Source organism: Cupriavidus sp. 291-E7 (genome assembly GCF_057798835.1).
In genome coordinates this window covers 121,541-143,999 of the sequence record NZ_JBYOJV010000010.1, presented here as the reverse complement: position 1 = coordinate 143,999, position 22,459 = coordinate 121,541, and the positions used below count along the sequence as shown (strand labels likewise).

Below are 22,459 nucleotides of genomic sequence, written 5' to 3'. Positions count from 1 at the left end.
CCCGGCGGGCACCCCCATCAACATTCCGCCGGCCCTTTTGTTTTCCACATCCGGGATGTGGCGATTCGTGCATTTCGCGTGAATTTCGACAGGCCGGGGTTGGAGAGGGGAAATATGTCAAAGCGAACCATCCAGGCCGTGGCCTGGGGTGGTGTCATTGCCATTGCGCTGGCCGGACTGGTCACGTGGATCGGCGTTGATGTCATCCGTCAGTATCAGGACCGCCTGTTCTACGACGTGGCCGACCATCTGCGCCTGGTGGCGATCTCGATGGCCCTGGCCCTGTTGACCGGCGTGCCGGCCGGCATCGCGCTGAGCCGCCCATGCATGCGCCGATGGGCTGACAAGCTCATGCAGGTCTTCAACATCGGCAATACCGTGCCTTCGCTGGCGGTGCTGGCCCTGGCGCTGGCCGTGCTCGGCATCGGCGAGCGTCCGGCGATCCTGGCCCTGTGGCTGGCGTCGCTGCTGCCCATCGTGCGCAATACGTACGAAGGGCTGCGCACCGTGTCGCCCGCGCTCAAGGAAGCCGCGCGCGGCATCGGCATGACACCGTGCCAGCGCCTGGTTCGCGTGGAACTGCCGAACGCGCTGCCCGTGATTCTGGCCGGCGTGCGCATCAGCCTGGTGATCAACGTGGGCACCGTGCCGCTGTCGTTCCTGATCGGTGCGAACAGCCTGGGCGAACTGATTTTTCCGGGCATCTACCTGAACAACCAGCCGTTGCTGCTGCTGGGCGCCGCCGCTACCGCGCTGCTGGCCCTGACGCTCGATGCGCTGTTCGCCACCGCCGGCCACGTCTATCTGCGCCGTCGCGGGTTGGCGCAATGAGGGGTCATATGAAAACGAAATCCGCAAATCGTCTGGCGGAAGGCCGCACGTTCTGGCTCTGCGCCGTCATCGGCGCGGTGCTGGCCGCGCTGCTGCTGTCGACGGCACCGGCGCGTGCCCAGGAAGGTGCCGGCCAGGTGCGCGTGGGCGGCAAGAACTTCACCGAGCAGTTGATTCTGTCGTCGATGACGACGCAGTACCTGAAGGCAAAAGGTATCGACGCGACGTTGACGTCGGGCCTGGGCAGCACGCTGATGCGCCAGGCGATGGAATCCGGCCAGCTCGACGTGGTGTGGGACTACACCGGCACGGCGCTGATCGTGTTCAACAAGGTCGAGGAAAAGCTCGATGGCCCCGAGAGCTACAAGCGGGTGAAGGAACTCGACGCGGCCAAGGGGCTGGTCTGGCTTGACGCATCGCAGGTCAATAACACCTACGCATTCGCCATGCCGAAGGAACGGGCGGGAGATATCCGCACGCTGTCCGCCTACGCCGAGAAAATGCGCGCCGACGGCGAAGACAAGAAGCACCCGCTGGCCGTGGACATGGAATTCGCCGCGCGTCCCGACGGCCTGGAGCCGCTGAAGGGCGCGTACAAGCTGCCATTCACGCGCAAGGACGTGATCCAGCTCGATCCGGGCCTGGTCTACACGGCGCTCAAGAACAACCAGGTGGACCTGGGCCTGGTCTACACGACCGATGGCCGCGTGAAGGGCTTCGACCTGGTGCTGCTGGAGGACGACCTGCATTTCTTCCCGCCGTACAACGCGGCACCGGTGGTCCGGAAGGCGGTGCTCGACGCGCATCCCGAACTGGCTGGCCTGCTCAATGCACTGGCCGCCAAGCTCGACAACGCGGCGATGACCGACATGAACTACAAGGTCGACATCGACCAGCAGCCCGTGGACAAGGTGGCCGGCGACTTCCTGCGCGGCCACGGCCTGATCTGAGGAGCGCCACATGGACTTGCTGACCTACCTTCAACATAGCTGGCCGACGCTGCTGCGTCTGACCGGCGAACACCTCGCCCTCGTGGGCTCGGCCGTGGGTATGGCCATCGTCATCGGGGTGCCGCTGGGCATCCTGATCACGCGCCATCGCTTCCTGGCCACGCCGTTGCTGGCGCTGGCCACGGTGGTGCTGACCCTGCCGTCGATTGCGTTGTTCGGACTGATGATTCCGATCTTCGCGCGCTTTGGCCACGCATTGGGCTACGTGCCCGCCGTGACAGCGGTGTTCCTGTACTCACTGCTGCCGATCATGCGTAATACCTACACCGCGCTGACCAATGTCGACGCCGGCATTCAGGAAGCCGGACGCGGCATCGGCATGACCACCTGGCAGCGCATGCGCCTGGTGGACCTGCCGCTGGCCGTGCCCGTGATCCTGGGCGGCGTGCGCACGGCCGTGGTGATGAACATTGGCGTGGCCACCATTGCCGCCATCATCGGCGCCGGTGGCCTGGGTGTGCTGATCCTGCAGGCGATCAGCCAGAGCAACATGAGCAAGCTGGCGGTGGGCGCTGTCCTCGTGAGCCTGCTCGCCATCGCGGCCGACGTCGCGCTGCAGGCCTTGCAGCGTGCCCTGACACCGAAAGGAATCCGACAATGATTGAACTCGACAAACTCACCAAGGCTTTCCCCCAGAAGGACGGTACCGAAGTGCGTGCCGTGAACGAGGTCAGCATGACCGTGCCGCGCGGAGAAATCTGCGTGTTCCTGGGGCCGTCCGGCTGCGGCAAGACCACGACGCTGAAGATGATCAACCGGCTGATCCAGCCGACGTCGGGCACCGTGCGCATCGACGGCGAGGACACCACCGGCATCGACGGCGTGACGCTGCGCCGCAAGATCGGCTACGTGATCCAGCAGATCGGCCTGTTCCCGAACATGACCATCGAAGAGAACATCATGGTCGTGCCGCGCCTGCTGGGCTGGAACAAGAACCAATGCCGCGAGCGTGCGCGCGAGCTGATCCGCATGGTCCAGCTGGACCCGGACAAGATGCTCAAGCGCTATCCGCGCGAGCTGTCCGGCGGCCAGCAGCAGCGCATCGGCGTGATTCGCGCGCTGGCTGCGGACGCGCCCGTGCTGCTGATGGACGAGCCGTTCGGCGCGGTCGATCCGATCAACCGCGAGAGCATCCAGAACGAGTTCTTCCAGATGCAGCGTCAGCTGGGCAAGACCGTGATCATGGTGTCGCACGACATCGACGAGGCCATCAAGCTCGGCGACAAGGTGGCCGTGTTCCGTGGTGGCCGGCTCGTGCAGTTCGATCATCCGGACGCGCTGCTGGCCCATCCGGCCGACGACTTCGTGCAGGCTTTCGTGGGCCACGACAACACGCTCAAGCGCCTGCTGCTGGTGCGCGCCGGCGACGCGGCCACGATGCCGCCGAGCTGCCGCCCCGACATGGCGCTGGCCGAAGCCTTCGGCGTGATGGACGACGCCGACGTGCGCCACCTGCCGGTGGTGGACGAAGCCCAGCGCGCGCTGGGCTATGTGACGCGCCGTGACGTGCGCAACGCGCTGGCCAAGGGCGGCAACTGTGCCGAAGTGATGCGCCAGTTCACGACGACCGCTGCGTTCGACGAGCATCTGCGTATCGTGCTGTCGCGCATGTACCAGCACAACACGAGCTGGCTGCCGGTGATCGATGGCGACGGTGTTTATCTTGGCGAGGTTACGCAGGAGTCGATCGCCGACTACCTGAGCTCGGGCCGGTCACGCGGCACGGCACCGGTGATCCAACCGCCGGCAAGCTCGCCGGTGGCGACGATCGGACCGGCTCCCCTGCAGGCGCCCGCGAAGGAACGCGCCGCAGCTTGAATGGCCAGCCATCTTCCGCAAGCGAAGGAGGGAGAAGCCGGGGCATATCACTCGCCGCCGGTTTGCTCCCCTCTCCCGCATGGCGGGAGAGGGCGCAGCGCCAACCGCGCGACACCATAAAAAAACGGCCACATAACGTGGCCGTTTTCATTGAGGCAGAAGCGAAGCCAATCAGGCGTGGCCCAGTTCGCCGTCCTTCAGGCGCCACAGGTTCAGCGGGTTGCCGTCCTTGAGCGTTTCCGGCAGCAGGTCGGCCGGCAGGTTCTGGTAGCAGACCGGGCGCAGGAAACGATCCAGCGCGGTCGTGCCCACCGACGTGGTGCGCGTATCCGACGTGGCCGGGAACGGGCCGCCGTGGACCATTGCGAAGCAGACCTCGACACCGGTCGGGTAGCCGTTGAACAGGATACGGCCTACCTTGCGTTCCAGTGCCGGCAGCAGCTTTGCGGCGACGGCGTGGTCGCCCGCATCGGCCTGCACCGTGGCGGTGAGCTGACCTTCCAGGATGCGGGTGACGTCCACCAGCGCGTCGGCATCCTTACAGACGACCAGCACCGTCGACGGGCCAAACACTTCGGCGTGCATGCGGTGGTCGGCCACGAACTTGTCCGACGAAGTTTCAAAGAACACCGGACGGGCCTGGTTCGGGCCAGTCGCATCGACGCCGCAGGCGGCGCGTGTCAGGCCGGAGATTTCCGACAACTGCGCGACACCGCGTTCGAAGGCGGCGTGGATGCCCGGGGTCAGCATCGTGCCGGCCGGCTTGCCGGTCAGCGCCGTGTGTGCGGTGGCGCGGAATTTCTCCAGCGCCGGACCCTCGATGGCCAGAAGCAGGCCGGGGTTCGTGCAGAACTGGCCAACGCCAAGCACCAGCGAATCGACCAGGTCACGGGCAATCTGCTCGCCGCGGGCGTTCAGCGCTTCGGGCAGCAGGTAGACCGGGTTGATACTGCTCATTTCCGCGTAGACGGGGATCGGCACCGGGCGGCTGTTCGCCACGCTCATCAGCGCCAGGCCACCGGCGCGCGAACCGGTGAAACCCACGGCCTGGATGGACGGATGTGCCACCAGCGACGTGCCAATGGCGTTGCCCACGCCTTGCACCATCGAGAACACGCCTTCGGGCAGGCCGGCATCGGCCACGGCCTTCTGGATCACGCGGCCAACCAGTTCCGACGTGCCCGGATGCGCCGGGTGTGCCTTGGCCACGACCGGGCAGCCAGCGGCCAGCGCCGAGGCAGTGTCGCCACCGGCCACCGAGAAGGCCAGCGGGAAGTTGCTGGCACCGAACACGGCCACCGGGCCTACGGCGATGCGTTGCATGCGCAGGTCGGGGCGCGGGGGCGTGCGCTCGGGCAGAGCGCTGTCCAGCGTGGCGCCTTGCCAGCGGCCATCGCGCAGCACGCGCGCGAACAGGCGCAACTGGCCGGCGGTGCGGCCGCGCTCGCCTTGCAGGCGAGCGATCGGCAGCGCGGTTTCGAGATGGGCTCGCTGGATCAGCTCGTCGCCCAGCGCTTCCAGGCCGGCGGCAATCGATTCCAGGAACGTGGCGCGTTGTTCCGGCGACGTGGCGCGATAGGTGTCGAAAGCGGCTTCGGCCAGTGCGCAGGCACGGTCCACATCGGCGGGGGTGCCAGTCTGGTATGCCGGCTCCAGCTTCTCGCCAGTGGCCGGGTTGATGCCGTAAAAGGTGTCTTCAGTGCCGCGAACGGCGGTGGCGCCGATCAGCATTTCGCCAGTCATCGTCATGATCTTGGGTCCTGCGGGAAAAGTGGAAAAGGACGGCCAGAGCACGTCACGCAAGGCAGCGGCGGCCAAGGCTGGCGCCAAACTATTGCGGTGAGTCTCGCCCCTGAATTATCGTAGCAATTCGTCGTAAGACATCATATGACATCGCGGGGAGGCCCGCAACCGCATCGCCCGTCACGCTAGCGTTCGGGCGATGCATGGTGCTCAGGCCGGCGATCCTGCCATCGCGGACGCCTTGCGCAGGCGTTCACGGCTGTTGGTCAGGTGCATGCGCATGGCCGCCTTGGCGGCTTCCGGATCACGTCGCTCGATCGCATCGAAGATGCTTTCGTGCTCGAAGTTCACGCGTTCCAGGTACTGCTCGCGCTCGGGCTGGCTCACCTGGAGCCTGCTACGGGGGATCACCATCGTGCCGAGGTGTCCCATGATGTCGGTGAAGTAGCGGTTGCCCGTGGCGCGCGCGATCGACAGATGGAATTCGAAATCCGAAGCCACCGCGTCATTGCCTTCGGAGGCGTTGCGCTTCATGTCGTCGAGTGCGCGGCGCATGGCGCGCAACTGATCGTCGCTGCGGCGCGTGGCGGCCAGGCTGGCGGCTTCGGCCTCCAGGCTGACGCGGAATTCCAGCATCGCCAGCACATCCATCGCCGTGACCATCGCGGACGGATCGATACGGAACGGCGATTGCGTCTCGGCTGGGCGATTGAGCACGAATGTGCCGATGCCGTGGCGCGTTTCCACCAGTCCGCTGGCCTGCAGGCGTGACAACGCTTCGCGCACCACGGTGCGGCTGACGCCAAGCGTGGCCATGATTTCGGATTCGGTGGGCAGCTTGTCGCCCGGCTTGATCTGGCCCTGCTGGATGCTCTCGGTCAGGTTGCCGACCACTTCTTCGGCAAGCGTGCGGCCACGGCGGCGCAGGGGAGCGGGCGAAGTCATCGAAGCGTTGGACATGGCGGGCAGGTGTTGGAACCAATGTGGGGATGACCCTGACGGCGGCATTGTTGACCGCGCAGGTACGCGCTCATTATACTGCGTCATAAGTCATACGACGACCGATAACGCACAGGATCTTGCGGACGAGAAACCGTTGTGGCAGTGCGACAGCGGTACACGCGGCGGTCAGCTAATGTATTAGCGTATGAGCAGAAAGAATGCAGGGCGCATTTCCATTCCTGGGGAGCGCGATCCCGGCGGCCTAATCAACAGGACTCGGAGACCATCCACATGAATGCCATTTCCCCAGCCGCGGGCGCCACGCCCGTCGTCACCGAACTCACCGTCGTGCCCGTGGCCGGTCACGACTGCATGCTGATGAACCTGTCGGGCGCGCATGGCCCGTACTTCACACGAAACATCGTCATTCTCAAGGACAGCGCGGGCAACACCGGGGTGGGTGAAGTGCCTGGCGGCGAAGGTATCCGCCAGACGCTGGAAGACGCCCGGCCGTTGGTGGTGGGGCAGGGAATCGGGCAGTACCTGTCGATCCTGAACAAGGTGCGCGAGCAATTTGCCAGCCGCGACGCGGGCGGCCGAGGTCTGCAGACGTTTGACCTGCGCATCACGATCCACGCCGTCACCGCGCTGGAGGCCGCGCTGCTCGATCTGCTGGGCAAGCACCTGCAGGTGCCCGTGGCCGCACTGCTTGGCGAAGGCCAGCAGCGCGATGCAGTGGAAATGCTCGGCTATCTGTTCTACGTAGGCGACCGCAACAAGACCACGCTCGACTACCGTACCGAGCCGAACGCGGACAACGAGTGGTTCCGCATCCGCAATGAAGTGGCGATGGATGCCAAGGGCGTGGTACGCCTGGCCGAGGCCGCCTACGAGCGTTACGGCTTCAATGACTTCAAGCTGAAGGGCGGTGTGCTGCGCGGTGACGAGGAAATGGAAGCGATCATCGCGCTGCATGAGCGTTTTCCGAATGCACGCGTCACGCTGGACCCGAATGGCGGCTGGCTGCTGAAGGACGCCATCCGCCTGTGCCGCGACAAGCACGGCATCCTGGCCTACGCGGAAGATCCTTGCGGCGCCGAGGACGGCTATTCGGGCCGCGAGATCATGTCCGAATTCCGCACGGCAACGGGTTTGCCCACCGCGACCAACATGGTTGCCACCGACTGGCGTCAGATGGGCCACGCGGTGCGTCTGCAATCGGTGGACATTCCGCTGGCGGACCCGCACTTCTGGACCATGCAGGGATCGGTGCGCGTGGCGCAGATGTGTTCGGAATGGGGCCTGACCTGGGGTTCGCATTCGAACAACCACTTCGATATTTCGCTGGCGATGTTCACGCACGTGGCCGCCGCGGCGCCGGGGCGTGTCACCGCTATCGACACGCACTGGATCTGGCAGGACGGCGAACACCTGACGCGCAATCCGCTGAAGATCGAGGGCGGTCTGGTGCAGGTGCCGAAGGCACCGGGCCTGGGCGTGGAACTCGACATGGACGCGCTGGCGCGTGCCAACCGCCTGTACCAGGAAAAGGGCCTGGGCGCGCGTGACGATGCCATCGCCATGCAGTTCCTGATTCCGAACTGGAAATTCAACAACAAGATGCCTTGCATGGTGCGTTGATCGATATCGCACGCATGTATCGCGGCGGCACCGTGCAGGCGCCGCCGCAACCATAGAAGCAAAACAGCTTTCGTCAAAGCAGGAGACAACAACATGGTCAACACTTTCACGGCCGCCCCGCGAGCGGCCTTTGCATCCACACTGCTGCGCCGCCTGGCCGGCGTAGCCATCGCCCTGGCGGCAGGCATCACGGTCAGTGGCGCTGCCCTGGCGTCCGGCACGGCGTGGCCGCAACGCGCGGTGTCGGTGGTGGTGCCGTTCCCGGCCGGTGGCTCGACGGATACCATCGCGCGCCTGCTGGCGCAGCCGCTCAACGAGAAGCTCGGCCAGCCCTTTGTGGTCGACAACCGCCCCGGCGCCACGGGCGCCATCGGTGCAACGTTCGTGAAGCGCGCACCGGCCGATGGCTACACGATGCTGGTGGCATCGATCGGCGTGTTTGCCGTGAATCCGTTTCTGCAGAAGAACCTGCAATACGATCCGGCCAAGGACTTCGACCTCCTGACGGTGGCCGTGCGCGCGCCTAACGTACTGGTGGCCAATCCGAACTTCCCGGTCAAGTCGCTGCAGGAACTGGTGGCGTACATGAAGAAGAATCCGGGCAAGGTCTCGTTTGCCAGCTCCGGCGCCGGCTCGTCCGATCACCTGACCGCCGCGCTGTTCTGGCAGAAGAGCGGCACCGAGGGCCTGCACGTTCCCTACAAGGGTGGCGCCCCGGCGATCTCCGATCTGCTGGCCGGTCAGGTGGACGTATCGTTCCAGAACATCAACGCAGTGCTGCAGCACATTCGCACCGGCAAGCTCAAGGCATTGGCCGTGACGTCGGACAAGCGCTCGTCGGTGCTGCCCAACGTGCCGACGATGGTCGAGGGCGGGGTCAAGGATGTGGACGTCTATTCCTGGCAGGGCGTGGCCGCGCCGAAGGGCCTGCCGGCGGACGTGAAGACCCGCCTGCATGGCGCCATCGTGGGAGCGCTCAAGGACGCCGGGATGCAGAAGAAACTCAGCGAGCAGGGCTTCGAGGTTGTGGCCAACACGCCGGAGCAATTCGTCGAGTTCGAAAACCAGGAACTCAAGCGCTGGAAGACGGTGATCGAGCAAGGGAAGATCACCGCCGAATAAGCCTCCGCGGCACGCTTCCCGCGTCGTTTGCCCCGCCTCTATGGCGGGGCTTTTTCTTTTCCGGCCGAGATCCCAACCGAAGGGGGGATCACGTCGATTTGCCCTTAATCCAGACTTGCGCCCGTCGATACCGTAGAGGGTTGAATTGAATCAATGCGACCCTGGACACGGCGTGATAGACGTAGCCATTTGTACTTTGTCTGGAGAAATGAATTGAAGAGTCTGAAAAGTTGCTGCCTGATCGGCGCGGTTGCCGCCATTGGCCTGGCCGGTTGCGCGACCGAGTCGTCGACCGCGCTGCCGGTGCAGAAGGTGGAAAGCGCGAGCCGTCCCTATAACGGCGTGCGTACCCCCATCGCCGTTGGCAAGTTCGACAATCGTTCCAACTACATGCGCGGCGTGTTTTCCGATGGTATCGACCGTCTGAGCGGCCAGGCCAAGACCAGCCTGGTGACACACCTGCAGCAGACCAACCGCTTCAACGTGCTCGAGCGTGAAAACCTCGCTGAGATCAAGCGTGAGGCCGCCATCAAGAACCAGGCCCAGAAGCTCAAGGGCGCGGACTTCGTGGTCACCGGCGACATCACCGAGTTCGGCCGCAAGGAAGTGGGCGACGTGCAGCTGTTCGGCATTCTGGGCCGTGGCCGCGAGCAGGTGGCGTACGCCAAGGTCAACCTGAACATCGTCAACATCAGCACTTCGGAAGTCGTCTACGCCACGCAGGGCGCGGGCGAGTACAAGCTGTCGAACCGCGAGGTGATCGGCTTTGGCGGAACGGCCAGCTACGACTCCACGCTCAACGGCAAGGTGATGGATCTGGCCATGCGCGAAGCGGTGAACAACCTGGTCAATGCGATCGAATCGGGTGCCTGGAAACCGGTGCAATAAGCCGGCAAGCGCTTACCAACAAAGGTGAGAACAACAATGAAGCAATGGGTCACGCTGCGTAATGCAGCGCTTTTGTCGGCTGTCGGTGTGCTGGCTGGTTGTGCCGCGCCGAAATCGATGTATCAGTGGGAAGGCTATCAATCCCAGGTCTACGAGTACTTCAAGGGCGAATCGAAGGAGGCGCAGATCACCGCGCTGGAAAGCGGCCTGGAAAAGATCAAGGCGAAGGGTGGTTCGGTGCCGCCGGGCTACCACGCCCAGCTTGGCATGCTCTATCTGAACGTCGGTAAGGGCGACCAGATGATCAAGGAGTTCCAGACGGAGAAGACGCTGTTTCCCGAAGCCACGCCTTACATGGACTTCCTGATGCGTAACGTGAAGACCGACGAGCGCAAGGATGTGACGGTCGGCACCGCACCGCAGGCCAATGCCAACGCTGGCACCACGGCCGCGGCCAAGCCGGACACCAACGCAGGGAGCACCAAATGATGCGTCGTATTCTGACCTATGTGGCCACGCTCGGCATCGTCATGCTGTTCGCCGGCTGTGCCGTGCCCAACAAGCAGGTGGACTACGCCGCGTTCAAGGCCGCACGACCGCGTTCGATCGTGGTGCTGCCGCCGCTGAACGAGTCGCCTGACATCAAGGCCACCTACGCAATGCTGTCGCAGGCCACCTATCCGCTGGCCGAATCGGGCTACTACGTGCTGCCGGTGGCGCTGGTCGACGAAACGTTCCGGCAGAACGGCCTGACCGTGCCCGGCGACATCCACACGGTGCCCGTGCCCAAGCTGCGTGAAATCTTCGGCGCCGATGCGGCACTGTACGTGACCGTGACTGACTACGGCTCGCGTTATCAGGTGGTGAGCAGCGTGACCCGCGTGGCCGCGAATGCCAAGCTCGTCGACCTGAAGTCCGGCGACGTGCTGTGGAGCGGCACCGCGGTTGCGGCCAAGGACAGCGGAAACAGTGGTGGCGGCCTGGTCGGCATGTTGATCACCGCCGCGATCAGCCAGGCGGTGAATCACCTGAGCGATGCCAGCTACCCGGTTGCCGGCATGACCAGCGTACGCCTGCTGTCGGCAGGCACGCAGGGCGGCATCCTGTACGGCCCGCGCTCGCCGAAGTATCAGTCGGATTGATCGGGACTGCGCCAGACCGGGTTGGACTCGGTCTGGCGGATTTCAGTCGCAAAAACGAAAATGCCGCAGCACTGCCTCCATCTGGAGTGGTGCTGCGGCATTTTTTTGTCTTGGCGGAAGCGGTGAGATTCGAACTCACGGATGGGTCACCCCATCGGCAGTTTTCAAGACTGCTGCCTTAAACCACTCGGCCACGCTTCCTTTCTGGATGTAACGGGCATTCTGGCGTGTCATCCGCGATGCCCGGCCGCGCATTATACAAGGATGCGGCGCCGGACAGTGTGATGTCCGTGATGCGGATGCCCGACTCCGTGGTTGACCTGTCCCTGAACGCGACATTGGACATGGCCAGCGCTGTGTTATCCGAGGGATTTGTCGGTGTTTGTCGGACAGCGCGGAACCATGTAGGCGCTGTAAGGTTCCTAGAAAGGACGACGCGCACGGCGCAAACGCCGCGCGTTGGCTTTTTCAAACAGGTAATTGAGGAGAATTTTCGAATGCAGGAACAACGCAAGCATCAATCAAGGCCGTGGCTGGCCCTTGGCGGTCTGGGTGCACTGGCCCTGGCCGCTGGCCTGGCCGGCTGTGCACAGCCGGGGTATGGCGGTTATGGCAACTACAACACCGCACCGCCTCCGACCGGTTATCAACAGCCGGGCACCTCGACCTACCAGGCACCGGCCGGTTCGGTATTCGTGGGGCGCGTTGAATCGATCGAGCCAGTGCAATCCACGCAGGGCAGCTCGGGCATCCTGGGTACCGTGATTGGCGGCGCGGCCGGCGGCCTGCTGGGTCACCAGATCGGTGGCGGACGCGGTCAGACCGCTGCCACGATCGTGGGCGCCGTGGGTGGTGCAGTGGCGGGCAACCAGATTGAAAAGCGCACCGGCAGCAATACGTCGACCGCGTATCGCGTCAACGTCCGTCTTGATGACGGCCGCGTGGCAACAGTGACGCAAAGCAATCTGGGCAACCTGCGAGTGGGCGACCGCGCGCGCGTGGCCAACGATATGGCGACGCCTTACTGAGTAAGCTGCAAATCAAACAAAAAGGCCACACGTGTATTGCGTGTGGCCTTTTTGTTTGCACCGTCCGTCAACGTCCGTCCTTCAATCCTTGAGGAACATTTCCTGAAGATCGTTCAGGAAGCGGCGGCCAAGCTCCGTTGGCTTGATCGTCGTCGGATCGGCTTCGAGTAGTCCTTTCTGTTCCGCGGCGGCCAAGGTCTTGCCGATCGTATGCAAAGGCAAGCCGGTGTAGTCATGGAAGCTCGATGCCGGCACGCCGTCGGTCAGCCGCAGCGCGTTGAGCATGAACTCGAAGGGCAATTCGTCCGCGCCAACTTCGCGCGACTCCTGCACGGCATTGCCGGTCATTGCCTGTTCCATATACGTGGCCGGATGCTTGTGGCGCATCTGGCGCAATATACGATTCGGGAACGACAGCTTGCCATGCGCGCCGGCACCGATGCCGAGGTAGTCGCCAAAGCGCCAGTAGTTGAGGTTGTGCTTTGCCTCACGATGCGGCTTGGCATACGCCGAGGTTTCGTAGTGGCGATAACCGGCCTGTGCCGTGCGTGCCTCGATGATGTCCTGCATCTCGTAGGCCAGGTCCTCGTCGGGCAGCGCGGGCGGGAACTTGGCGAACAGTGTGTTCGGTTCCAGCGTCAGGTGGTAGAGCGAAAGATGCGTGGTGCCATACGACAGCGCGGCCTCCAGATCTCGCATGCACTCGTCGATGGTCTGGCCCGGCAGCGCATACATCAGGTCGAGATTGACGTTGTCGAAGTGCTTCAGCGCGATATCGATCGCCGCGCGCGCTTCGTGCTCGCCGTGAATGCGGCCCAGCGCCTGCAGATGCTGGTCGTTGAAACTCTGGATGCCGATCGACAGCCGGTTGATACCGCTGGCGCGATAGCTGGCAAAGCGTTCGGCCTCGAACGTGCCAGGGTTGGCTTCCATCGTGATCTCGGCGTCGGCGTCCAGCGGCAGCAGTGCGCGGATATCCGACAGCAGCCGGTCCATGCCGGCGGCCGACAGCAGGCTCGGCGTGCCGCCTCCCAGGAAGACCGTATGCACGGCGCGCCCCCATACCAGTGGCAGCGACTGTTCCAGGTCGGCGCGCAGTGCGTCGAGATAGATCTCTTCGGGGATATCGTGGCTGTCGTTCTTGCCCGGTGCCGCATGCGAGTTGAAATCGCAGTACGGGCACTTGCGCACGCACCAGGGAATATGAACGTAGAGCGAGAGCGGCGGCGAGCCGGGCAGGGCGATCTGGCCCGGCTTGAGCCATAGCTGCTGGTTGCCGGCCGCGGATACTTCAGCCGGCTTGCTGCTGCCGGCGGGAATGATCGGAATCATGCGCCAACCTTGAGGCTCGCGGCCTGCAGCCGTGATACCAGCCCCTGCAGGGCCAGTGCGCGATGGCTGATGCTGTTCTTTTCATCGGAGCTGAGTTCCGCCGCCGTCTTACCAATCTTGGGCAGCAGGAAGTGCGGGTCGTAGCCAAAACCGCCCGCGCCGCGCGGGGCGTCGACCACTTCACCGGCCCACATGCCTTCGGCGATGATCGGGCGCGGATCGTCGGCATGGCGCACGAGCACCAGCACACAATAATAGTGCGCGTGCCGGTTCAGCTTGCCCGCCAGTTGCGAGATCAGGTGCGCGTTGTTGGCGGCATCGGTCCTGGGCTTGCCAACCATGTGCGCATAGCGGGCCGAGTAGACACCGGGCGCGCCATCGAGGGCGTCGACGCAGATGCCGGAGTCATCGGCCAGCGCCGGCATCCCCGCCAGCCGGCTGGCGTGACGGGCTTTGGCCAGTGCGTTTTCGACGAACGTGACGAATGGCTCCTCGGCTTCGGGAATACCAAGCTCGCCTTGCGGCACGACGTCGAATCCGAGCGGTGACAGTAGCGCGCTGAATTCGCGCACCTTGCCGGAATTATTGGAGGCCAGGACCAGGCGTTGCATCGTCAATCCCCTTTGCAATCAGAGGCCAAGCGCCTGCTTCTGGTGGCGCACCAGTTCCGCGATGCCGGCTTCGGCAAGGCGTGTCATCGCATCCAGGTCGGCGCGGCTGAACGGTGCGCCCTCGGCCGTGCCCTGGACTTCGACGAAACCGCCGCTGCCGGTCATCACCACGTTCATGTCGGTATCGCAGTTGCTGTCTTCAGCGTAGTCCAGGTCGAGTACGGGCACGCCATCGACCATGCCAACCGACACCGCTGCCACGAAGTCGCGGATCGGGCTGGTCTTGATCAGACCGTCGCGCAGCATGGTGGAGATGGCATCGTGCGCCGCCACGAAGGCGCCGGTGATGGCTGCCGTGCGCGTGCCGCCGTCGGCTTGCAGCACGTCGCAATCCAGGTGGATGGTGTGCTCGCCCAGTGCGGACAGGTCAAAGACCGAGCGCATGGCGCGACCGATCAGCCGCTGGATTTCCTGCGTGCGGCCGGTCTGCTTGCCGCGCGCGGCTTCACGATCCGAGCGCGTATGCGTGGCACGCGGCAACATGCCGTATTCGGCCGTCACCCAGCCTTCGCCGCTGCCTTTCTTGTGCGGGGGTACCTTGGTCAGCACGCTGGCCGTGCACAGCACCTTGGTATCGCCAAAGGCACTCAGCACCGAACCTTCGGCGTGACGGGTGTAATGGCGGGTCAGGGTGATGGGTCGCAGCGCATCGGCCGCGCGTCCGCTGGGTCGCATGGGAATCTTTCGTTGGAATCGGGTGAGACCGCGATTCTAACGCCGGTGGGCGCATTGTGCGCCCGCCGATGCGCGCGGAGGCGGATCGAACCGCCGGGAAAGAGAAACCTGGCGGTTCCGGCCGCGTGGCGGCGCCGGAATCGCCTAGCCAGCGCCTCAGCGCATCAGATTGGAGGTTTTGTCGATGGCCGCGCGGATTTCCGCAATCGACCGTTCGATTTCTTCCTCGGACAGCAGATCGGTCTCGGTGCCCGTCCGTTCCAGGATCGAGGTCGTGAAGGCGTTCAGCGGCAGCGTGTCGGTCAGTACCGCTTCCTCGTTCGGCACTGTGGCGTCGGCTTCCCACATCATGGCGATGGCTGTGGTGTTGTCGGCACCTTCGCCGGCATTGGCCAGGGACTGTTCGATCAGGTCCGGGATCGCATGGACCACCGACAGATGGGTGACCTTGTCGACAATCACCTTTTCGTCGAGCGCGCCCCACAACCCGTCGGAGCACAGCAGTGCCACATCGCCCGGCTCCAGCCGCACCGGTCCGCCGATATCGATCAGCGGCAGGTTGGGCGACCCCAGGCAGTTGTACAGCTTGTTGCGTTCCGGATGGTTGGCCACCTCCATAGGCAGCACGCGTTCCTGCTGCAGAAGGTTTTCGATCTTGGAGTGGTCGCGCGTGCGTGTGAGCAGCGCGGCCTTGCGCATCAGGTAGAAGCGCGAGTCGCCCGCATGGGCCCAATGAATCTGGCCGTTCTGGATCAGGCAGCAGACCACGGTGGTGCGCGGCACGTCGGCCAGCTTGTTGGCCTCCGCGTACCGGTGGATCTCGCGGTGCGCGAGCATGATCGTATCCTGCAGGAAATCTGCGGGATTGCGGATGGACGGGCGGGCCTGCGTCTGGAACTGGCGCGCCAGCGTTTGCAGGGCCTGCTGCGCGGCGACTTCGCCAAAGGCATGGCCGCCCAGGCCGTCGGCCAGGACCATGAGCAGGGCGTCGCGCGTAAAGCAGTAGCCCATGCGGTCCTGATTGATCCGGCGGCCGCCTTTCCGGCTTTCCTGGTAGACGGAGAATCGCATTGCGGTAATTCGTGTCGGGTTCGTGCGTTAGTTGTCGCTTCGGCCGGTTTCTTCGGCGTGGACGGGCTTTGCGGCGTTCTGCTTGTCGAGATTTCTCTCTTCGCGGCGCCGCAGCAACGTCATGAAGCGGCTGGTGGCATTCATGCGCTCGGTCACCGGGCCTGCTGGCGTCGTCGTGGCCGCGGCCGCCGCGGATTGCTCGCCCAGCGCATTGCTCTGGTCGCGCAACTCCTTCTGCAGCCGGAAAACGCTTTGCGGCCGCTCGGACGGCGTCAGGCGCAGGCACCATTCGACCAGATCGACCAGCCCGTTCGTGTACGTGGCGCGCAGCCGCGTGAAGGATTCGGCCATGCGGTCTTCCTTCTCGCGCTGGTTGGCCTCCTGCGGTGGCATGCCGGCCATGCACGCGTAAAGCGTGGCGCCCAGGCTGTAGATGTCGGTCCACGGCCCCAGGTCGGAGTGCTTGCCGTACAGCTCGGGTGCCGCGAAGCCAGGCGTGTACATTGGCTGGAAGCGCGCGTTTTCCATCGTCAGGATCTGCCGGGCGGCGCCGAAGTCGAGCAGGATCGGCGATTCGTCCTCACGCAGATAGATATTGCCGGGCTTGATGTCGAGGTGCAGCAGCTTGTGAATATGCACTTCGCGCAGACCGCTCATCAGGTCGTGGAACACCTTGCGGATGAAGCGCTCGCGCAGCACCTTGGGCTTGCCCTGCTGCCGGGCCTGCAGGATATGCTCCTGCAGCGTCTTGCCCAGCTCGTAGTTCATGACCATGTAGACCGTGGAGTTCTCGCGGAAGAAATTCACCACGCGAACCACGCTCGGGTGCGAAATGCGCGCCAGCGACCGGCCTTCCTCGAAGAAGTACTTCAGGCCAAGGCGAAACGACGCGGCATTTTCCTCGGGGACGACCGGGATCAGCTCGCCAGGATTGCGGCGGGCCAGGGAAGACGGCAGGTATTCCTTGATGGCGACCGGGGCACCGGTCTCGTCCGTTGCAAGGTAGACGAAACTGAACCCCCCGCTGGCCAACTTCTTTACAATACGGTAGTTGGCAAGCAGCGTGCCGATAGGGAGCGGCGCGCTCTTGTGTTGGTTGGCGCCCTTGGACTCTGTCATAGGATTCGGGACCTCATTTGCTCCCGGATTCTCCGGTCTAATCGGTCACTTGTAAAGAAATCATTAGCAGGGACTGTTGCCAAATATCCGCGCTTTCCGACCGCCGGTTTTCATTGATTTTCCAGGCGATTTTCCCGCCTGCCCCGACGGCCTTGCCGGGCCACGAGCCCGTGCCTGTACCGAACCCTGAATTTTCGACTCTTTCGCGAGATTAACGACGATGATCCACAGCATGACAGGCTATGGCCTGGCTACCCGCCAGGCACCGCTGACCAACGCCCAGGGCGAACCCAGCGGCCGCACGGCTTCGGTTTCCGTGGAATTCCGCACTGTCAATTCGCGTTTTCTCGACCTGTTGTTCCGCGCGCCGGAAGAATGCCGCGCCTTCGAGCCGGCCCTGCGTGAAATGCTGATGGGCGAGCTGTCGCGCGGCAAGCTCGAATGCCGCATCAACCTGCAGCGCACCGATACCGGTGGCGCCACGCTGGCGCTGAACCAGGCGCTGCTGGACCAGATTCGCGCGCTGGAGTCCACCGTGACGGCCACGTTCGCGAGCGCCGGCACGATGCGCATGGGCGAGATCCTGCGCTGGCCCGGCGTGCTCGTGGAGCCGGAGCTGTCGCAGGATGCCCTGCGGGAGGCCGTGACGGGCGCCGCGCGCGAGGCGCTGAAGCAACTGCTGGAGGCGCGCGGCCGAGAAGGCGCGGCACTGAAGGCCACGCTGGAGGAACGCATCGACGCCATGCTGGCCATCGTCGAGCGCCTGACGCCGATGATCCCGCAACTGATCGCCCATCATCAGGAGAAACTGACCGAGCGCCTGCAGGAAGCCTTCAACCTGGCCGCGCCGAACGGCATGCCGTCGATGAGCCGCGAAGAAGTGGCCGAGCGCATCCGCCAGGAGGCCACGGTCTACGGCATCCGCATCGATATTGCGGAAGAGCTGTCGCGCCTGCAGGCTCACCTCAACGAAACGCGGCATATCCTGAAGAAGGGTGGCCAGGTAGGCAAGCGGCTGGACTTCATGATGCAGGAGCTCAACCGCGAGGCCAACACGCTTGGCTCGAAGGCTGCGGCCAAGGAACTCGCCGATGCGTCGATGGAGCTCAAGCTCCTGATCGAGCAGATGCGCGAACAGATTCAAAACCTCGAATAAGATCATGAGCGAAACGACCCACACCGCCATCGATACCGCCTATCCCGGCAACCTGTTCATGGTGGTGGCACCGTCCGGGGCCGGCAAGTCCACACTGGTCAATGCGCTGCTGGCGCAGGACCAGTCCATCCGGCTGTCGATCTCGCACACCACCCGCAAGCCGCGTCCAGGCGAGCAGAATGGCCGCGAGTACCACTTCACCACCGTCGAGGAATTCCGGGCCGCGCGCGACCGCGGCGAATTCCTGGAGTGGGCCGAAGTGCACGGCAACTACTACGCCACGTCGCGTGTCTGGATCGAGCAGCAGATGGCCCAGGGCAACGACGTGCTGCTGGAAATCGACTGGCAGGGCGCGCAACAGGTGCACCAGCGGTTTTCGAACGCGATGGAGATCTTTATCCTGCCGCCGTCGCTGACGGCGCTGGAAGATCGCCTCAAAAAGCGCGGCCAGGATGAACCCAACGTGATCGTGCGCCGCCTGCTGGCCGCCGGCAGCGAAATGGCCCATGCTTCGGAGTCCGATTACGTGATCATCAACGAGGTGTTCGAGGACGCCTTGAGGCAGCTGCAAAACGTCGTTCACGCTACCCGTTTGCGCTTTTCGTCGCAGAAGGCGCGTCACGCCGAGCTGTTTATCGAGCTCGGTATTCACTGAGTACAGGCGCGTCGTCGGAAGGTTCCGGCGACGTGCTGTAAAATACCGGCCTGTCGAACAGGTTTTATCCCAAGGTGGATTTGATATGGCGCGTATTACCGTCGAAGATTGTCTGAAACACATCCCGAATCGCTTCGAGCTCGCGCTCGCCGCGACGTACCGTGCACGTCAGCTCGTGCAGGGCCACACGCCCAAGGTCGAAGCCAAGGACAAGCCCACTGTGGTGGCGCTGCGCGAAATCGCGTCCGGCCAGGTCGGCATCGAGATGCTGAAGAAGGTCCCGACCTGATTTGCCAGGGCGGCCCGTGGTTCATTCATGCTTCGCGTGCGTACGCATCCTGCCGCGCATCCAGTTGAACTCCAGGGGCTGCCATGCCTTCGTCGCCGACCGATCCCGCTATCGCTCCCCCCGGCAATCCCGGGACCGGGGCATCGCGCGTATCGACGGCGGCAAAGCGTCCTGGCGTTGTGGCGACTGCCGCACCAACCGGTGCGGCAGCTTCGTTTGTGGCGCCAGGAGCACCGCTACCCGGTACCGTGCCGGTTTCCACGGTCTTGCCCCCGGCGCCGTCCGCGCCTGCCGGTCGTAAGCGTCCCGGACCTTCTCCAGTGACAGCCCGCACCGGTGCTCCCAATCTGCCCGATCCACTCGGCGACAACGTTGTCGGCGAGCGTGCCGTCGTGCCTACGATCCAGCAGGGCAAGGGGCGCGCGGCGCTCGCCAATGAACTGGTAGCCGAACCCGTGGCCGGCACCGTGCCCGCCACGCCGGGCGGCGATCTGTTCATCGACGCCGTCCTGGCGCAGTCTTATCGGCACTTCTTCGGCCCGACATCGCAGCCCGCGGTGCCGCCACGGCAGCAGGTCATCTCGATCACGCGGCTGATGGAGAAGCTGGCTTACCTGAAGCCGGCAGACCAGGCGCTGGTGCGCGAAGCCTTCCAGTTTTCGGATGAAGCGCACCTGGGGCAGTACCGGCAGAGCGGAGAGCCATACATCACGCATCCGGTGGCGGTGGCCGAGTTGTGCGCCGACTGGAAGCTGGACGTCCAGTCCATCATGGCGGCACTGCTGCATGATGTGATGGAAGATCAGGGCATCACGAAGAGCGAACTCGCCGAGAAATTCGGTCCGAAGGTCGCTGAACTCGTCGATGGCCTGACCAAGCTGGACAAGCTCGAATTCCAGAGCCGCGAGCAGGCGCAGGCGGAGAGCTTCCGCAAGATGCTGCTGGCGATGGCGCGTGACGTGCGGGTGATTCTGGTCAAGCTGGCCGATCGCACGCACAACATGCGCACGCTCGATTTCGTGCCGCCCGAAAAGCGGCGCCGGATCGCGCTGGAAACGATGGAGATCTACGCGCCGATCGCGCACCGACTGGGTCTCAACACGATTTACCGTGAGCTGCAGGACCTGTCGTTCAAGGTCGGCTCACCGTTCCGCTACGCTACGCTGGAAAAAGCCGTCAAGGCCGCGCGCGGCAACCGCCGCGAAGTGGTTCGACGCATCCTGGAGGCGGCGCAGGCCGCGCTGGGCGATGCTGGCATCGTCGCGGAGCTGTCTGGCCGCGAAAAGACGCTGTACAGCATCTATCGCAAGATGCACGACAAGCAGCTGTCGTTTTCGCAGGTGCTGGACGTCTACGGCTTCCGCGTGGTCGTGGAAACGCAGATGCACTGCTATATGGCGATGGGCGCGCTGCATGGCCTTTACAAGCCGATGCCGGGCAAGTTCAAGGACTACATCGCGATTCCGAAGATCAACGGCTACCAGTCGCTGCATACGACGCTGGTGGGTCCGTTCGGCACGCCGGTGGAGTTCCAGATCCGCACGCGCGGCATGCATCAGATTGCCGAGGCCGGCGTGGCCGCGCACTGGATGTACAAGCACCAGGCCGACCATGCCAACGATATCCAGCAGCTGGCACACCAGTGGCTGCAATCGCTGCTCGATATCCAGAGCCAGACCGGCGACTCGCAGGAATTCCTGGAACACGTCAAGATCGACCTGTTCCCGGACGCCGTCTACGTATTCACGCCCAAGGGCCATATTCGTGCGCTGCCGCGCGGCGCCACGGCGCTGGACTTTGCCTACGCGGTGCATAGCGATCTGGGCAACCAGTGCGTGGCGGTCAAGATCAACAACGAGCTGCTGCCATTGCGCACCGAGCTCAAGAGCGGTGACATCGTCGAGGTGGTGACGGCGCCGTACTCTAAGCCGAATCCGGCGTGGCTGGCGTTCGTGCGTACCGGCAAGGCGCGCGCGGCGATTCGCCACTACCTGAAGACCACCAAGCTCGATGAAGCCATCCAGCTTGGTGAGCGGTTGCTGGACCAGTCGGCGCGCCAGCTTGGCATCGAGCTGAAGGCCGTGCCGCAATCGGTCTGGGAGCGCATGATCCAGTGGACCGGTAACAAGACCCGCGAGGATATCTTCGCGGATCTGGCGCTGGGCCGGCGCGTGCCCGCCGTGGTGGCGCGCCGCATGGAAATCCTGCTGCAGGAATTGTCGGGCGACGTGGACAGCGCGCTGCTGGCTGCGGTGCAGACGTTCGCGGGCGAAGAAGCCCCGGCCGTGCCGATCACCGGCGACGAAGGTATGTCGATGATCTTCTCGGCTTGCTGCCGTCCGATTCCCGGCGATTCGATCGTCGGCTATCTGGGCAAGGGCGAGGGCCTGCAGATCCATGTGCAGGACTGCAAGGTGGCCAAGCGTCTGCACAGCAAGGACCCCGAGCATTGGATCGAGGTCATGTGGGCCAAGAAGACGACGCGCGCATTCGACGTGTCGATCAAGGTCATGGTGCGCAACGTGAAGGGCATCGTCGCGCGCGTGGCGGCAGACCTGACCGCGGCCGACGCCAACGTGGCCCACGTGGCGATGGAGCAGCAGCAGGTGGCGGGGCATCAGGAAGCCACCTACATGCAGTTCGTGATTCAGGTGCAGAACCGCCTGCACCTGGCCAACGTCATGCGCGCGCTGCGGCGCAACCCGGACGTCATCCGGATCTTCCGCGATCGCAACGACGGCTAGGCAGCCGGCGCACCCTTGTCGGGGTAGCGTACTTCCAGAATATCGATCTGTTCCAGGCCGGCCGGTGTGCGCAGCGGCACGGTATCGCCTTCGCGCGCCTTGATCAGTGCCTTGGCGATTGGCGAGATCCAGCTGACGTGATTGCTGTCGAGGTCGACCTCGTCCATGCCGACGATCGTGATGGTGGTCTCTTCGCCCGACTGGTTGGCATAGGTGACGGTGGCGCCGAAGAAGATCTGGTCGTTGTCTCCCTGCAGCGAAGGGTCCACCACCTCGGCCTTGTCCAGCCTGCGCGTCAGGAAGCGGATGCGCCGGTCAATCTCGCGCAGGCGCTTCTTGCCATATAGGTAGTCGCCATTCTCGGAGCGGTCGCCGTTGGAAGCCGCCCATGACACGATCTGCACAACGTCCGGGCGGTCTACGTCGATCAGATGCATCAGTTCGTCGCGCAGGCGCGTATAGCCAGCGGCGGTGATGTAGTTCTTGGTACCTGCGGGCAGAGGCGTTGCGCCTTCGGGAAGATCGTCGTCGTCATCGTTAGACGACTCTTTGACAAAAGCCTTGTTCATGTTCCGGTTCACT

The 22,459-nt window shown here is 64.1% G+C and carries 22 protein-coding genes and 1 tRNA gene; 14 read left to right on the top strand and 9 right to left on the bottom strand.

Annotated features, from left to right (window positions below):
• Positions 1–114 precede the first annotated feature (114 nt).
• The 4 genes from AC3FLX_RS18900 to AC3FLX_RS18885 are packed head-to-tail and all read left to right on the top strand — an operon-like array spanning position 115 to position 3,659.
• Complete coding sequence (locus AC3FLX_RS18900) at positions 115–831, top strand: ABC transporter permease (protein ID WP_488698831.1); 717 nt, start codon at positions 115–117, stop codon at positions 829–831.
• The gene (locus AC3FLX_RS18895) at positions 828–1,781 is read left to right on the top strand and encodes a glycine betaine ABC transporter substrate-binding protein (RefSeq protein ID WP_488698830.1); all 954 of its coding nucleotides are present in this window, start codon (positions 828–830) and stop codon (positions 1,779–1,781) included. The genes AC3FLX_RS18900 and AC3FLX_RS18895 overlap by 4 nt, the downstream gene beginning before the upstream one ends.
• Positions 1,782–1,791: 10 nt before the next feature.
• Positions 1,792–2,442: an ABC transporter permease gene (locus tag AC3FLX_RS18890; protein WP_488698829.1), complete on the top strand. Its 651-nt coding sequence runs from the start codon at positions 1,792–1,794 to the stop codon at positions 2,440–2,442.
• Positions 2,439–3,659, top strand: coding sequence for an osmoprotectant ABC transporter ATP-binding protein OsmV (locus AC3FLX_RS18885; protein WP_488698828.1), 1,221 nt, complete (start codon positions 2,439–2,441; stop codon positions 3,657–3,659). The genes AC3FLX_RS18890 and AC3FLX_RS18885 overlap by 4 nt, the downstream gene beginning before the upstream one ends.
• 171 nt (positions 3,660–3,830) lie before the next feature.
• On the opposite strand, the gene AC3FLX_RS18880 is transcribed toward AC3FLX_RS18885, so the two are convergent.
• On the bottom strand, positions 3,831–5,408 hold the full coding sequence (locus AC3FLX_RS18880) for an aldehyde dehydrogenase (NADP(+)) (protein WP_488698827.1): 1,578 nt from the start codon (positions 5,406–5,408) through the stop codon (positions 3,831–3,833).
• A 204-nt stretch (positions 5,409–5,612) separates the two neighbouring features.
• Positions 5,613–6,362 (bottom strand): FadR/GntR family transcriptional regulator, encoded by a 750-nt coding sequence (locus tag AC3FLX_RS18875; protein WP_488698826.1) that lies wholly within the window; start codon positions 6,360–6,362, stop codon positions 5,613–5,615.
• Between the two features lie 273 nt (positions 6,363–6,635).
• Here AC3FLX_RS18875 and gudD point away from each other — a divergent pair, with 273 nt between their 5' ends.
• The 5 genes from gudD to AC3FLX_RS18850 all read left to right on the top strand — a co-directional run bounded on the left by gudD (position 6,636) and on the right by AC3FLX_RS18850 (position 11,137).
• On the top strand, positions 6,636–7,985 hold the full coding sequence (gudD, locus tag AC3FLX_RS18870) for a glucarate dehydratase (protein ID WP_488698825.1): 1,350 nt from the start codon (positions 6,636–6,638) through the stop codon (positions 7,983–7,985).
• Positions 7,986–8,078: 93 nt separating this feature from the next.
• Entirely contained in the window at positions 8,079–9,107 is a 1,029-nt protein-coding gene (locus AC3FLX_RS18865) for a Bug family tripartite tricarboxylate transporter substrate binding protein (protein WP_488698824.1), read from the top strand.
• 222 nt (positions 9,108–9,329) lie between these two features.
• Positions 9,330–9,995 carry a CsgG/HfaB family protein gene (locus AC3FLX_RS18860; protein WP_488698964.1) on the top strand — a complete coding sequence of 222 codons (666 nt, stop codon included), beginning with the start codon at positions 9,330–9,332 and terminating at the stop codon, positions 9,993–9,995.
• A gap of 36 nt (positions 9,996–10,031) precedes the next feature.
• On the top strand, positions 10,032–10,484 hold the full coding sequence (locus AC3FLX_RS18855; protein WP_488698823.1) for a DUF4810 domain-containing protein: 453 nt from the start codon (positions 10,032–10,034) through the stop codon (positions 10,482–10,484).
• The gene (locus tag AC3FLX_RS18850) at positions 10,481–11,137 is read left to right on the top strand and encodes a DUF799 domain-containing protein (RefSeq protein WP_488698822.1); all 657 of its coding nucleotides are present in this window, start codon (positions 10,481–10,483) and stop codon (positions 11,135–11,137) included. The genes AC3FLX_RS18855 and AC3FLX_RS18850 overlap by 4 nt, the downstream gene beginning before the upstream one ends.
• Positions 11,138–11,248: 111 nt before the next feature.
• Here the strand turns inward: AC3FLX_RS18850 and AC3FLX_RS18845 are convergent.
• A tRNA-Ser gene (locus AC3FLX_RS18845) sits at positions 11,249–11,338 on the bottom strand.
• Between the two features lie 296 nt (positions 11,339–11,634).
• Between AC3FLX_RS18845 and AC3FLX_RS18840 the strand changes: the two genes are divergently transcribed.
• Positions 11,635–12,165, top strand: a complete 531-nt coding sequence (locus AC3FLX_RS18840) for an outer membrane lipoprotein (protein WP_488698821.1) — start codon at positions 11,635–11,637, stop codon at positions 12,163–12,165.
• A gap of 81 nt (positions 12,166–12,246) precedes the next feature.
• On the opposite strand, the gene hemW is transcribed toward AC3FLX_RS18840, so the two are convergent.
• From hemW to AC3FLX_RS18815, 5 genes are all read right to left on the bottom strand, one after another.
• Complete coding sequence (gene hemW, locus AC3FLX_RS18835; RefSeq protein WP_488698820.1) at positions 12,247–13,497, bottom strand: radical SAM family heme chaperone HemW; 1,251 nt, start codon at positions 13,495–13,497, stop codon at positions 12,247–12,249.
• On the bottom strand, positions 13,494–14,108 hold the full coding sequence (rdgB, locus tag AC3FLX_RS18830; protein WP_488698819.1) for an RdgB/HAM1 family non-canonical purine NTP pyrophosphatase: 615 nt from the start codon (positions 14,106–14,108) through the stop codon (positions 13,494–13,496). Before rdgB ends, hemW begins: the two co-directional genes overlap by 4 nt.
• Before the next feature lie 18 nt (positions 14,109–14,126).
• Positions 14,127–14,843 (bottom strand): ribonuclease PH, encoded by a 717-nt coding sequence (gene rph, locus AC3FLX_RS18825; protein WP_488698818.1) that lies wholly within the window; start codon positions 14,841–14,843, stop codon positions 14,127–14,129.
• Between the two features lie 156 nt (positions 14,844–14,999).
• Positions 15,000–15,914 carry a PP2C family protein-serine/threonine phosphatase gene (locus AC3FLX_RS18820; protein WP_488698817.1) on the bottom strand — a complete coding sequence of 305 codons (915 nt, stop codon included), beginning with the start codon at positions 15,912–15,914 and terminating at the stop codon, positions 15,000–15,002.
• 27 nt (positions 15,915–15,941) lie between these two features.
• Positions 15,942–17,033 (bottom strand): serine/threonine protein kinase, encoded by a 1,092-nt coding sequence (locus AC3FLX_RS18815; RefSeq protein WP_488698816.1) that lies wholly within the window; start codon positions 17,031–17,033, stop codon positions 15,942–15,944.
• 220 nt (positions 17,034–17,253) lie between these two features.
• On the opposite strand from AC3FLX_RS18815, the gene AC3FLX_RS18810 reads away from it, so the two are divergent.
• From AC3FLX_RS18810 to AC3FLX_RS18795, 4 genes are all read left to right on the top strand, one after another.
• The gene (locus tag AC3FLX_RS18810; protein WP_488698815.1) at positions 17,254–18,189 is read left to right on the top strand and encodes a YicC/YloC family endoribonuclease; all 936 of its coding nucleotides are present in this window, start codon (positions 17,254–17,256) and stop codon (positions 18,187–18,189) included.
• A 4-nt stretch (positions 18,190–18,193) separates the two neighbouring features.
• Positions 18,194–18,844 (top strand): guanylate kinase, encoded by a 651-nt coding sequence (gene gmk, locus AC3FLX_RS18805; RefSeq protein WP_215529531.1) that lies wholly within the window; start codon positions 18,194–18,196, stop codon positions 18,842–18,844.
• An 85-nt stretch (positions 18,845–18,929) separates the two neighbouring features.
• Positions 18,930–19,133 (top strand): DNA-directed RNA polymerase subunit omega, encoded by a 204-nt coding sequence (gene rpoZ, locus AC3FLX_RS18800; protein ID WP_006578656.1) that lies wholly within the window; start codon positions 18,930–18,932, stop codon positions 19,131–19,133.
• Between the two features lie 320 nt (positions 19,134–19,453).
• Positions 19,454–21,877 (top strand): RelA/SpoT family protein, encoded by a 2,424-nt coding sequence (locus AC3FLX_RS18795; RefSeq protein ID WP_488698814.1) that lies wholly within the window; start codon positions 19,454–19,456, stop codon positions 21,875–21,877.
• On the opposite strand, the gene greB is transcribed toward AC3FLX_RS18795, so the two are convergent.
• A complete protein-coding gene (gene greB / locus AC3FLX_RS18790; RefSeq protein ID WP_488698813.1) occupies positions 21,874–22,446 on the bottom strand; it encodes a transcription elongation factor GreB in 573 nt (190 codons plus the stop codon). The genes AC3FLX_RS18795 and greB overlap by 4 nt on opposite strands.
• Positions 22,447–22,459 lie beyond the last annotated feature (13 nt).